We start from the raw sequence: 12,711 nt of genomic DNA on the forward strand, positions 1-12,711 counted from the left end.
TGATGCTGCGGTCCGGGTCCACCGCGCACACGGCAGATTACCTACGATGACGGGCACGTACGATGCCCACCCGCGGGCGGTGTTCCGCGGCGGCACGTCATCAGGGCCGCTTCTGGGGAGGAGACAGCCGTGAGCACTGTGGTGTTCCGTCGGCTCCCGCGTCAGCCGGGGCCGGCCCTGCCGCGCGGCGAGGTGCTGCTGGAGTCACCTCCCGAGCTGCCCGAGCCGACGCCCCGGGGGATGGGGCAGCTGCTCATGATCCTGCCGATGTTCTGCGGGGTCGGTGCCATGGCGTTCCTCTACGCCGGTAAGGGCGGCGGCATGATGACGTACGTCGCCGGTGGTCTGTTCGGTGTCTCGATGCTCGGCATGGCGATCGGCTCGCTGGCGAACAACGGTGGCAAGGACAAGGCCGAGTTGAACGCCGACCGCCGCGACTACATGCGCTACCTGGCGCAGATGCGCAAGCGCACCCGGCGGGCCGCCGAGCAGCAGCGGGCGGCGATGGCCTGGCGACACCCGGAGCCCGACGCGCTCTGGTCGATCGCCGCGTCCCGGCGACTCTGGGAGCGGCGGATCACCGAGGACGACTTCGGGGAGACCCGGATCGCCCTCGGCCCGCAGCGGCTCGCCGTGGAGATCGTTCCGCCGGAGACGAAGCCGGTGGAGGACCTGGAGCCGATGAGCGCCATCGCGCTGCGCCGGTTCGTCCGCGCCCACTCCACCGTGCCCGACCTGCCCACGGCGCTGTCGGTGCGCGCGTTCAGCCGGGTGGTGCTGCGCGGCGACCGTGAGCCCGTGCTCGATCTGACCCGGGCGGCGCTGGGGCAGCTGGCCACCTTCCACGCGCCGGACGACCTGGTGATCGCGGTGGTTGCCGCACCCGACCGGCAGACGTCCTGGGGTTGGGTCAAGTGGCTGCCGCACGCCCACCACAGCGGTCGTACGGACGCGGCCGGCGCCCGCCGGCTGGTCTTCGCCAGTCTGGCCGAGGCCGAGGCGGCGCTCAGCGCCGAGCTGACCGGGCGGCCCCGGTTCGCGCCGGAGGCGAAGCCGCTGACCACCGCCCCGCACCTGATCGTGGTGATCGACGGCGGGGAGATCTCACCGACCTGTCAGCTGGTGGGCCCGGGGTTGCTCGGCGCCACGGTGATCGACCTCTCCGGGACGGTGCCGCGCGACGCCGGCCGCTGGCTGCTCTGCCTCGACGTGGGCGACGGAAGCTCACTAGATCTCGTCCGGGGCAGCTCGTCGTCGACGTTGGGCCGGCCCGACCGGCTCAGCGCCGAGGCCGCCGAGGGGCTGGCCCGACAGATCGCCCCGTTCCGGCTCTCCCAGCAGCAGACGGGTGGCGACGAGCCGTTGGCGCGCAGCACGGAGCTGCCGGACCTGCTCGGCGTCGGTGACGCCGCGGCGGTGGACGTGCAGAACACCTGGCGTCCGCGTGGTCACCGCGACCGGCTGCGCATCCCCCTCGGTGTCGGCCCGGACGGCAACGTGGTCGAGCTCGACTTCAAGGAGTCGGCGCACGAGGGCATGGGCCCGCACGGCCTGGTGATCGGTGCCACCGGTTCGGGCAAGAGTGAGCTGCTGCGGACGGTGGTGGCCGCATTGGCGGTGACCCACTCGTCGGAGGAGCTGAACTTCGTCCTGGTGGACTTCAAGGGCGGTGCGACCTTCGCCTCGCTGGAGGCGCTGCCGCACACCAGCGCGGTGATCACCAACCTGGCCGACGAGCTGCCGCTTGTCGACCGGATGCGCGACGCCCTCGCCGGCGAGATGGTGCGCCGGCAGGAGCTGCTGCGGGCGGCCGGCAACTACGTCTCCCGTTTCGAGTACGAGAAGGCGCGGTCGGCCGGTGAACCGCTGGACCCGATGCCCAGCTTGTTGATCATCTGTGACGAGTTCAGCGAACTGCTCGCCGCCAAACCGGACTTCATCGACCTGTTCGTGATGATCGGCCGGTTGGGGCGGTCCCTCGGCGTGCACCTGCTGCTGGCCAGCCAGCGCCTCGAAGAGGGCAAGCTGCGGGGCCTCGACACGCACCTGTCGTACCGGATCGGTCTGCGGACGTTCTCCGCCGTGGAGAGCCGGATCGTGCTCGGCGTGCCGGACGCGTACGAGCTGCCGAACGCGCCGGGCCACGGCTACCTGAAGACGGACACCAGCACCATGCTGCGGTTCCGGGCCGCGTACGTGTCGGGGGCGTACCGGGCCCCGGGGCAGCAGGCATCCGCGTCGCAGGCGCTGGTGCAGCGGCGGATCGTGCCGTACGGCCTCGACTTCGTTCCGGTGCAGGTCCCGCAGGTGCCGGTGGACACCGCCCCGGAGCCGGAGCAGCCGGCCGACGGCAAGGCCGTGGCGATGCTCGACGTGCTGATCGACCAGCTCAGGGGTCGGGGCCGCCCGGCCCACCAGGTGTGGCTGCCGCCGCTGGCCGACCCGCCGGGCCTGGGTGAGCTGCTCGGTCCGCTGGCGGTCGACCCGACCTACGGGCTGTGCACCGCGTCCTGGCCCGGGCGCGGGCGGCTGACCGTGCCGGTCGGTGTCGTGGACCGCCCCTACGAGCAGCGTCGGGACCCGATGATGGTCGAGTTGGCCGGGGCCGGCGGCAACGTGGTCATCGTCGGTCGGTCGCTCAGTGGCAAGAGCACGATGCTGCGTACGCTGCTCGCCTCGCTGGCTCTCACGCACACGCCACGGGAGGTGCAGTTCTTCTGCCTGGACTTCGGCGGGGGCGCGCTGCGCAGCATGGAACGGTTGCCGCACCTGGCCGGGGTGGCCGGTCGGCGTGACGTCGAGGCGGTCCGCCGGACGGTGGCCGAGGTGGTCGCGGTGCTGGACGACCGGGAGAGTCGGTTCGCCCAGCACGGTATCGACTCGGTGGCGAGCTACCGCCGTCGTCGGGCCGCCGGCGAATTCGCCGACGACCCGTTCGGCGACGTGTTCCTGGTGGTGGACGGCTGGAACACGCTGCGCCAGGAGTACGAGGAGCTGGAGCAGACCATCACCACGTTGGCCAACCGGGGCCTCGGCTTCGGTGTGCACGTGGTGCTCACCGCCGTGCGGTGGGCGGAGATCCGGATCAACATGCGGGACCTGCTCGGCACGAAGTTGGAGCTGCGCCTCGGTGACGCGTCGGAGTCCGAGATCGACCGCCGCGCGGCGAACAACGTGCCGGAGAAGTCACCCGGTCGGGGTCTGACCCGCGACAAGCTGCACTTCCTCACCGCCATCTCGCGGATCGACGGTCGTCGCGACATCGACGATCTGAGCGAGGCCTCGGTGTCCCTGGCCGGGCACGTGGCGGCGAACTGGCCGGGTCGCCCCGCGCCGAAGGTGCGGTTGCTGCCCCGCCGCCTGCCGGTGGCGGAACTGGCCCGGATCATCGACCGGTCGGCGCCCGGGATCCCGATCGGTGTCAACGAGTCGGCACTCGCGCCGGTCTACCTGGACCTGGCCAACGAGCCGCACCTGACGGTCTTCGGCGACGCGGAGTGCGGCAAGACCAACCTGCTGCGCCTGATCGCCCGGGGGATCACCGAGCGGTACACCCCAGCGCAGGCCCGGTTGGTGATCGCCGACTACCGGCGGGGCCTGCTGGGGGCGGTGGAGGGTGACCACCTGCTCGACTACGCGCCGTCGAACCAGGCGTTCGCCCAGGGGCTCGGGTCGATCCGCAGCGCGTTGTCCAACCGGCTGCCCGGCCCGGACGTGACGACCGCCCAGCTGCGCGACCGGAGCTGGTGGAAGGGCCCGGATCTGTACATCCTGGTGGACGACTACGACCTGGTGGCCTCCGGCGGGAGCAACCCGCTCAGCGCCCTGCAGGAGTTGTTGCCGCAGGCCCGCGACATCGGTCTGCACCTGATCATCACGCGCCGGGTCGGCGGTGTGTCCAGGGCGCTCTACGAGCCGGTGCTGCAACGGCTGCGTGAGCTGGACTCGCCGGGCCTGCTGATGTCCGGCAACCGGGAGGAGGGCGCGGTCTTCGGCACGTTGCGGCCGAGCCCGCAACCGCCCGGCCGGGGCACCCTGGTCCGTCGTCGCGACGGCCAGCAGTTGATCCAGACCGCCTGGTCTGAGCCAGCCTGAGCGCGGTCGGCCGTTCGGTGGGGGTGGGTGGTGGGCTGTCCCGGCCCGATTCACCACCATCCATCGAACCGCGCCGGCCAGGGCTGCGAGGGCTGGACAGGTTCCGCTACGGTCTTCACAGGAGTGTCCGTCGGTGGGGTGTTGCTGCCTTGCCGCGGGGGAGGGATGCGGCGAAGCCGCCACCACAACAGACGGAAGGGTGTGAAGCATGGCGTTCGAGGTCGAAGCTGCGACTCTGCATACCGCCGCGAGTGACGTGCGGTCCACGCGCAGCGAGGTCGACGGTGAGCTGAAGAAGCTGTGGAACGTCGTCGACGACCTGGCCATCGCGTGGAAGGGTCAGGCGTCCACGGGCTTCCAGTCGCTGATGACGCGCTGGAACGAGGACACCGTCAAACTGCTGACGGCGATGGACAGCATCGCTGACCTGCTCGACAAGTCCGGTACGACGCACCAGGTCAACGACGAGGAGCAGCAGCAGATGCTGGACAAGTTCCACTCTGCTCTCAACCCGTGATCCGTAGCCGGCAGAGGAGGAAATCGTGACGATCAAAGTTGACTATGCGGTCCTCGAGAGCAGCAACCAGCAGATGCAGGCCATCTCGAAGACCCTCGAGGAAAAGCTCGACACGCTGCGGTCGATGCTGACCAAGCTGCACTGGGACGGCGAGGACCGGGTTGCCTACGAGCAGCACCAGGCGAAGTGGGATGCCGCGGTCCGGGACATCAACCGGATCCTGAACGAGATCGGCGGTGCCGTGGGCATCGCCCGGGAGAACTACCTCACCACGGAGATGAGCAACTCCAAGGTGTGGAGCTGAGGCATTCGCACAGGCGGCTCCGGTCCGGTTCGCCCGGCCCGGAGCCGCTTTGTGTGGGGGCGTCGGCACCGCGTCGCGGTGCGCCGCTCAACCGGCGGTCGGTGCGTCGGTGCGTCGGCCGGGGCGCCAGTCGCGTCGGCGGCCCCGGGTCATGATCGGTCGGGCGACCAGCAGCAGCCCGGCGAGCAGCGCGCCGATGACCGCCGCCCAGATCGCGGTGGGGCGCTGCCAGCTCAGCGGGTCGTCCCGCACGGCCGGCGCCGGCAGCGCGCCGGCGGGCGGGTTCGTCCGGGTGCCGAGCAGGCTCGACACCGCCCGGTACGGGTTGACCATTCCGTGGCCGATGTCGGCGTTCTGACCCTCGGGTGGGTTGTCCGCGGTGCGCTTCAGCCGATCCGCGACCTGCTGCGGGCTGAGACCCGGGTAGGCGGCCCGGACCAGGGCGGCCACTCCCGAGACGTACGCGGCCGCGTAGCTGGTGCCGCCCTCCGGCACGGTGCGGTAGCCGCTGTTTCCGGGCGCCGGCCCGACGATGTTCATTCCCGGTGCGGCGATGTCGACGTAGTCGCCGCTGATCGAGGTGCCCACGTGGCTGCCCTGCTCGTCCACGCCACCGACGGCGATCACCCCGGGGTACGCGGCCGGGTAACCCGGCAGGTTCTGGGAATCCTCCGACCGGTTGCCGGCGGCGGCGACCAGCACCACGCCCTTGTCCAGCGCCCGCTCGACGGCCGCCGTCAGCTCGGGGCGGGGAATCGTCGTGAGGGACAGGTTGATCACGTCGGCGCCCTGCGCGACCGCCCAGTCGATGGCCGCCGCGATCTGGGCGGGGAGCTGCGGATCGTTCACCGCCCCGAGCTGGGGCAGCACCCGGATCGGCAGGATGCGGGCGGCCGGGGCGATGCCGCTGAAGGGGACGACAGTGCCCTCCCGGCCCGCGATGATGCCGGCGATCAGCGTGCCGTGCCCGGCCTCGTCGCACTGGCCCTGCCGGGCCGGTAGGCCGTTGAAGTCGCGACCCTCGAGCACCTGCCCCTTGAGGAGCGGGTGGGCGGCGGAGACACCGGAGTCGATCACGGCCACGGTGACCCCTGCCCCCCGGGACAGCGGCCACGCCGAGGACGGCTCCAGACGGCGTAGCGCCCACGGCATCTGGGTCAGGCCGTCGGAGCCGGAGGGACCGCAGCGTGGCGGTGCCGCCGCCGCGGGGGAGGGTGCCACCAGGCCGGCGCCGAGCACTGCCGCCAGCGTTCCACTGAGGACGCCGCGAAGGGCACGTCGGGACGAGGTCGCGCTCAACGGCGGGCATTCGCGCACCCGCAAAGGTTACCGCCGCCGCCGTCGGGCAGCGGCCCCCGGTGACGAGGTCAGGCCCGGGGGTGCGCTTTCGCGGTGGAGGGGTCGGCGAACAGCGCGAGCAGGTCGCCGACCTGCCGGTCGGCCTCGGCCGGGTGCCGGAACCGGCCGGCCGGGTTGAGGGTGTACTCGTTGCGTCGTCCGACGCGGGTGCGGTGCAGGTAGCCGCCCGCCTCCAGGTCGGCCACGATCGCCTGCGCGGCCCGTTCGGTCACGCCGACCTCGGCCGCGACGTCGCGTAGCCGGGCGGTCGGATTGCGGGCGATGGCCAGCAGGACGTGCCCGTGGTTGGTGAGGAACGTCCAGTTCCGCCCGCCGTCGGTGTCGCCCGTCACCGTGCTCGTCATCGTTGACCGCCCCTTCCGGATGTCCGCCTGCTCTCGGAGAGTCTTGTCCGCCCCGCCCTGGGAGGGTTGCCCAGGGGGCGGCCGGGGTCAACGTATGAAATCTAAATCACGCATACCTTGACGCATCTTAGCGTGCGTGTGACCGTGGAGCGCGACTGAGCGCCCGCCGCCCGGTCGGCGGAAAGTCGGTCTGACCAGGTGAGATGCGTCGAGACGAGGTGCGGGATGAGTCATGCCGGGAACGCCGGTGGTCAGCCGGGTACGCAGCGGACCACCGATCGAGCGTCAGTGCTCAGTGAGCCGAGCCGGGCGTACGCCGAACTGGTCGCCGGCAATCGACGCTTCGTCGGCGGCGCGCCACACCACCCCAACCAGGACGCCGGGCACCGGGCCGCCGTCGCCGACGGGCAGCACCCGTTCGCGGTGATCGTCGGCTGCTCCGACTCCCGGCTGGCCGCCGAGATCATCTTCGACCGCGGCTTGGGTGACCTGTTCGTGGTCCGCACGGCCGGGCACACCGCCGGCCCCGAGGTGCTCGGCAGCGTCGAGTACGCGGTGACGGTGCTCGGCACTCCGCTGGTGGTGGTGCTCGGTCACGACCTGTGCGGGGCGGTGCAGGCCGCCCGGGAGTCCGCCGCGACCGGCACCGCGCCGAGCGGCCACCTGGGCGCGGTGGTCGACGCCGTGCTGCCCAGCCTGCGTCGCGCCGAGGCCGAGGGCGTTGACGACATCGACGGCATCGTCGACATCCACATCGCACAGACCGTCGAGACGTTGCTCGGGCAGTCCCCGGTGCTGGCCGACGAGGTGGCCCGGGGGCGGTGCGCGGTGGTGGGGATGTCCTACCGGCTGGCCGCCGGGGCGGTGCGCCCGGTTGCCACCGTGCCGGCTGGCTTCGCGACGCTGGCCACCCCGGCCGACCCGGCTGCCCCTGCCACCGTGTGACGCGACGAGGGCCGCCCCGCGTCACGCGGAGCGGCCCTCGAAACGGGGTCGTACGGGTCAGAGCAGCGACATGTGCACGTGGTCGGTGTGGTTCGACGGCCCGCTGTACGAACTCCAGCCGGTGGCCGGGAACCAGATCTGCCGGTTCCAGATCACGTAGTAGATGCCGAGCCGGTCGGCGTTACGGATGAGGAACGCGGCGACGTTGTTGCCGTACATCCGGGTGTCGTTGTTGTGCCACGGCGAGAAGCCGCTCTTCTGCAGCGACCAGTCGCAGGCGCGGCCCTTCGGGTGCTCCCACGGCCCTCCGGGGCGGTAGCAGCCGACGAACCGGTTGAAGCCGGCCGCCTTGACCTCCTTGTACGCGTGCAGCGTGCGCGGCGTGACGCAGCCGGACGTGGTGGGGTCGTTCTCGCTGCACGACTGGGGCTTCCAGTCACCGTCGGCGGTGCGACCCGGGCCGATCTTGGCGACCTTGGAGGTGGCGTCCACCAGGCCGCCGGTGAAGCCCTTTCCGCCGACGAGGGCGAGCGCCTTGTTGGCCTCGCTCTTCCGCTTCGCCATCAGGGCGGTCTGCTTCTGCTGCTCGCGGACCTCGGTGTCGAGGGCCAGCTTGGCCTGCTCGGCGCGGGCCTTCGCCTCGTTGACCGCGGAGAGCTTCTTCTCGTTGACCATGTTCATCTCGTCGAGCACCGCGGCGCGCTGGACGAACGAGTCGGGGGCGTCGCTCTCCAGCAGCATCGCGATCGCGCCGATCCGGCCGGTCCGGTAGGCCTGGGCGGCGATCTGCCCGACCTGCGGGGCCAGCGCGGCCAGGTCGGCGTTGGCCCGGTCGACCTCCGCGGCCAACTCGCTCTGCCGCTTCTTGGATTTGTCCAGCTTGGACTTGGCGGCGGAGTAGTCGCGGTTGGCCTGCTCGATGACGTCGTTGAGCAGCTTGGGCTCGCCGTCCTCCTCGTGCCCGGACGGTGTGGGGTTCGTCGGGGCGGCGTGCGCCGGGAGTGGCCCGGCGAACACGGTCAGTGCGGCGATCACGGCCACCACGGGTGTCAACCAGCGGCGTAGGGGTGCCGTCACAATGTTCCCTTCCGTCGACCGCCGACCGGGTTAGCTGACGGGTTCGGGGCGGAAGCGGCCCCTACCGCTGACGCGGATTCACCCCACGTACCTGGGTCCCCGGCTCGCCGGTTGGCGATTGGGCGGTGGCACCGCAGGCGCCGCTTCGCGCCTTCATCGGTGACCGGCAGCGAGGTTACCCGAGAGTCGACCGGCTGAGCTACGCCTGGATGCCGACCAAAAACGTCATTTCGCCATAGCGTTGAGTGACCAGTGACGTGGTTCTCAGGGTGGTTGCCCGATCTGGTCACGCTGAGGAGTGTCACCATGCCGTATCCGTGCTCCTGTTCGACTCCGGCCACCGGTCGGTGGCCTCGGGTGGGGGTGCGGTCCGCTGCCGGTCCGGCTCGTTGGAGCCGGCCGTTCGCGGTGAGCTGAGCGCGGCGAGTGCCTCGCTGCGGTCCGGCTGGGGGCGCGCGGCGGGAGCGTCGGCCGGCGGCACGGCATCGGTACGCCCGGCGGCGGTCACCACCGCGGCCAGCCCGGTGGTCAGCGGCACGGCGGCGATCAGACCGAGGGTGGCGACCGCGCTGCGGACGATCTCCTGGGCGAGGAACTCACTGGTGAGGATCTGCCCGATCGGTCGCGCGTCGGCGGTGAGCAGGAGCAGCAGGGGCAGCGACGCGCCCGCGTACGCCAGCACGATGGTGTTGACAGTGGAGGCGATGTGCGCGCGACCGACCCGGGTGGCCGCCCGGTACAGCTGCAACCGGGTGAGGCCGGGGTTGGCGTTGGCCAGTTCGGTGACGGTGGCCGCCTGGGTGACCGTCACGTCGTCGAGCACCCCGAGCGATCCGATGATGATCCCGGCGAGCAGCAGTCCGTGCAGGTCCACGTCGCCCTGGAACATCGACAAGGTGGTGGCGTCTTCGCTGCCGAAGCCGGTGAGGTGGGTGGCGGCCGTGGCGATGGTGGCGAGTGCGCCGGTCAGCACCAGGCTGCCCAGGGTGCCGAGCACGGCGACCGAGGTCTGTGCGGTGACCCCGTGCGTCAGATAGAGCACCACGAACATGATCAGGGCCGCCCCGACCACCGCCACCAGCAGGGGTGACCTGCCGGCACCGATACCCGGCAGCACGAAGGTGAGCAGGATGGCGAAGCTGGCGGCCAGTCCGGCGAGCGCGGCCAGACCCCGCCACCGACCGAACGCGACGATCGCGGCCGCGAAGACCACCGCCAGCCAGATCATCGGGGTGCCGCGTTGGTGCTCGGCGATGTTCCAGTTGCTGGTGGTGGGATCGGTGGGATCGGTCAGCTCGACCAGGATGACCTCGTCGCCGACCTGGACCCGGGGTGCGCCGGGCCCGTCCGGCACCGGCGTCCGTACCTGCTGGCCGACGGTCGGCCCGTCGTCCACCCGGACGTCGACGGTGCCGCACCGTTCGTTGCCGACCCTCGGGGTGCCCTCGGGGACCGACGGCGCGGGCGGGCACGGCTCGTTCACCACCCGGGTGACAGTGCCGGGGTAGCGCGGCACGTCCGCGCCGCCGTCGGTCTGCGGTGACCCGCCGCGCGGCCAGAGCAGCACCGCGGCCAGCACGGTGGCGACGAAGAGGGGTACCACCGTCACGACGAGGATCCGTCGCACCCTCGGTGGGGCGGACGGAGCCGGGCGGGTGTGGTCGGAACCCAAGGCGAGACTCCCAACGATCCGGTGCGGGGTACGGGTCAGCGAGCCGGGCGGTTCACCGTTTCGGGGGAAACGCGGCGGTCGGCGGGACGATTCGCTGCCTGACGACCGCTTGATCACGGACGGTCAGTGCTCGGCCCGGCCTGCCGGAGCCGACGTCACGTCGTGGCGGCGTCAGTGCCCGACTGCGCGGCGGCATCCGGAGGGCCATCGGGGAGATGCTAGCCAGCCGGTGGCGGGGTCGCAGGTCGTGGCGGAGTGTCGGTGGCCGAATCGCTCGCGTGGTGGCCCTCGGACCGGCATGTTGGAGTCATGCCCGCTCCGTCGCCGTCCGACCCCGACCATCGGCAACACGCCGGACCGATGCCGCACGACAGGCCCACCGGGCATTCCGGGCATTCCGGGCACGACAAGCACGCCGGGCACGATCCGGCGATGTTCCGCCGCCGGTTCTGGGTCTGCCTGGTGTTGACCGTCCCGGTGGTGCTGACGAGTCATCTCGTGTCGGACCAGCTGGGCCTGGCCCTGGACGACGTTCCCGGCCGGTCCTGGGTGGGCCCGGTGCTCGGCTCGGTGGTGTTCTGGTGGGGTGGTTGGCCGTTCCTGGTCGGCGCGGTCCGGGAGGTGCGGGACCACGCGCCGGGGATGATGCTGCTGGTCGCGATGGCGATCACCGTCGCCTACACCGCGTCCCTGGCGACCAGCGTCGGCGCGTTCGACCTGGACTTCTGGTGGGAGTTGGCAGCGCTGGTCACCATCATGCTGCTCGGGCACTGGCAGGAGATGAAGGCCATCGGGCAGGCCCGGGGTGCGCTGGCGGCGTTGGCCGCGTTGCTGCCGGACGAGGCCGAACGGGTGGCGGCGGACGGTCGGGTCGAGGCGGTGCCGGTGGTCGGTCTGCGGATCGGCGACGTGGTGCTGGTCCGGCCGGGAGGTCGGGTGCCGGCGGACGGCCGGGTCGTCGAGGGCGGCGCCGAGCTGGACGAGTCGATGATCACCGGCGAGTCGCGACCGGTCGCCCGGTCGACGGGCGACCGGGTGGTGGCCGGCACCGTCGCCACCGACTCGGCGATCCGGGTACGCGTCGAGGCGGTGGGTGAGCAGACGGCCCTCGCCGGCATCCAGCGGATGGTCGCGCAGGCGCAGGGCTCGGGTGGGCGCGCCCAGTTGCTGGCCGACCGGTTCGCCGCCGCGCTGTTCTACCTGGCCACCGGCACCGCCGTGCTGACCGTGCTGGTCTGGACCGCGCTCGGTCAGCCGGACGAGGCGGTGGTCCGTGCGGTCACCGTCCTGGTGATCGCCTGCCCGCACGCGCTGGGTCTCGCCATCCCCCTGGTCGTCGCGCTCTCCACCGCGCTCGCCGCGCGGTCCGGGATCCTGGTCAAGGACCGACTGGCGTTGGAACGGATGCGGACCGTCGGCGCGGTGCTCTTCGACAAGACCGGCACCCTGACCCGGGGCGAGCACGGGGTGACCGACCTGGTGACGGTGCCTGGCGTCGAGCGGGACGAGGTGTTGCGGATCGCGGCCGGCGTCGAGTCGGAGAGCGAACATCCGTTGGCCCGGGCGATAGTGGCGGCGGCCGGGTCGACCGGCCCGGCCCGTGCCGCCGAATTCCGGTCGCTGCCGGGCCGCGGGGTGCAGGCGACCATCGACGGTGCGCGGTACGCGGTGGGCGGGCCGACGCTGCTGCGCGAGCTGGACGTGTCGCTGCCGGCCGAGCTGGAGGTGGCGACCGGGCGGTGGTCGGCGCGGGGTGCCGCGGTGCTGCACCTGGTGCGGTTGCCGGACGCCGTGCTCGGCGCGTTCGCGTTGACCGACGAGGTGCGTCCGGAGGCCCGGCGCGCCGTCGACGAGTTGCGGGCCGAGGGTGTCCGCACCATCGCCATGATCACCGGTGACGCGCGGCCGGTGGCCGAGGCGGTCGCCGCCGACCTCGGGTTCCGGCCCGGCGTCGACGAGGTCTTCGCCGAGGTGCTGCCGGCGGAGAAGGACGATCGGGTGGCCGAGCTGCAGCGGCGGGGGCTGGTGGTGGCGATGGTGGGCGACGGGGTGAACGACGCGCCGGCGCTGGCCCGAGCGGACGTGGGCATCGCCATCGGCGCGGGCACCGATGTGGCGATCGAGTCCGCCGGGGTGGTGCTGGCGTCCTCGGACCCGCGCGGGGTGGGGGCGGTGGTCCGGCTGTCCCGGGCGTCGTACCGGAAGATGCGACAGAACCTGGCCTGGGCGGCCGGCTACAACGTGGTGGCGCTGCCGCTGGCCGCCGGGGTGCTGGCCGGGGCCGGGGTGACGTTGAGCCCGGCGGTGGCCGCGGTGCTGATGTCGGCGTCCACCATCGTGGTGGCGCTCAACGCGCAGTTGCTGCGGCGCGTCCGTCTCTATCCCGTGCCGGACTGAG

Annotated in this window: 9 protein-coding genes and 1 riboswitch; of the genes, 5 read left to right on the forward strand and 4 right to left on the reverse strand. The window is 72.0% G+C overall.

The features are described from left to right. Window positions 1-129: 129 nt before the first annotated feature. The 3 genes from eccCa to QCZ28_RS01755 all read left to right on the forward strand — a co-directional run bounded on the left by eccCa (window position 130) and on the right by QCZ28_RS01755 (window position 4,916). Entirely contained in the window at window positions 130-4,095 is a 3,966-nt protein-coding gene (gene eccCa / locus QCZ28_RS01745) for a type VII secretion protein EccCa (protein WP_279514889.1), read from the forward strand. Between the two features lie 208 nt (window positions 4,096-4,303). Then, a complete protein-coding gene (locus QCZ28_RS01750; protein WP_030329557.1) occupies window positions 4,304-4,612 on the forward strand; it encodes a WXG100 family type VII secretion target in 309 nt (102 codons plus the stop codon). Window positions 4,613-4,637: 25 nt separating this feature from the next. After that, complete coding sequence (locus tag QCZ28_RS01755; RefSeq protein ID WP_030329555.1) at window positions 4,638-4,916, forward strand: WXG100 family type VII secretion target; 279 nt, start codon at window positions 4,638-4,640, stop codon at window positions 4,914-4,916. An 87-nt stretch (window positions 4,917-5,003) separates the two neighbouring features. Here QCZ28_RS01755 and mycP read toward each other — a convergent pair whose 3' ends face one another. Both mycP and QCZ28_RS01765 read right to left on the reverse strand, forming a co-directional pair. Beyond that, entirely contained in the window at window positions 5,004-6,233 is a 1,230-nt protein-coding gene (mycP, locus tag QCZ28_RS01760; protein WP_279514890.1) for a type VII secretion-associated serine protease mycosin, read from the reverse strand. Between the two features lie 50 nt (window positions 6,234-6,283). Next, window positions 6,284-6,619 carry a MarR family winged helix-turn-helix transcriptional regulator gene (locus tag QCZ28_RS01765; protein WP_279514891.1) on the reverse strand — a complete coding sequence of 112 codons (336 nt, stop codon included), beginning with the start codon at window positions 6,617-6,619 and terminating at the stop codon, window positions 6,284-6,286. A 225-nt stretch (window positions 6,620-6,844) separates the two neighbouring features. Here QCZ28_RS01765 and QCZ28_RS01770 point away from each other — a divergent pair, with 225 nt between their 5' ends. Next, entirely contained in the window at window positions 6,845-7,564 is a 720-nt protein-coding gene (locus tag QCZ28_RS01770) for a carbonic anhydrase (RefSeq protein WP_279514892.1), read from the forward strand. Window positions 7,565-7,621: 57 nt separating this feature from the next. Here QCZ28_RS01770 and QCZ28_RS01775 read toward each other — a convergent pair whose 3' ends face one another. Then, window positions 7,622-8,641, reverse strand: a complete 1,020-nt coding sequence (locus QCZ28_RS01775; RefSeq protein ID WP_279514893.1) for a hypothetical protein — start codon at window positions 8,639-8,641, stop codon at window positions 7,622-7,624. 4 nt (window positions 8,642-8,645) lie between these two features. Next, a riboswitch (cyclic di-AMP (ydaO/yuaA leader) is annotated at window positions 8,646-8,776 on the reverse strand. Window positions 8,777-8,942: 166 nt separating this feature from the next. Then, window positions 8,943-10,313 carry a YibE/F family protein gene (locus QCZ28_RS01780; RefSeq protein ID WP_279514894.1) on the reverse strand — a complete coding sequence of 457 codons (1,371 nt, stop codon included), beginning with the start codon at window positions 10,311-10,313 and terminating at the stop codon, window positions 8,943-8,945. A gap of 360 nt (window positions 10,314-10,673) precedes the next feature. Between QCZ28_RS01780 and QCZ28_RS01785 the strand changes: the two genes are divergently transcribed. Continuing rightward, window positions 10,674-12,710: a copper-translocating P-type ATPase gene (locus QCZ28_RS01785; protein WP_279514895.1), complete on the forward strand. Its 2,037-nt coding sequence runs from the start codon at window positions 10,674-10,676 to the stop codon at window positions 12,708-12,710. Window position 12,711 lies beyond the last annotated feature (1 nt).

The organism is Micromonospora sp. DH14, from assembly GCF_029809455.1.
GTDB lineage: Bacteria > Actinomycetota > Actinomycetes > Mycobacteriales > Micromonosporaceae > Micromonospora > Micromonospora parva.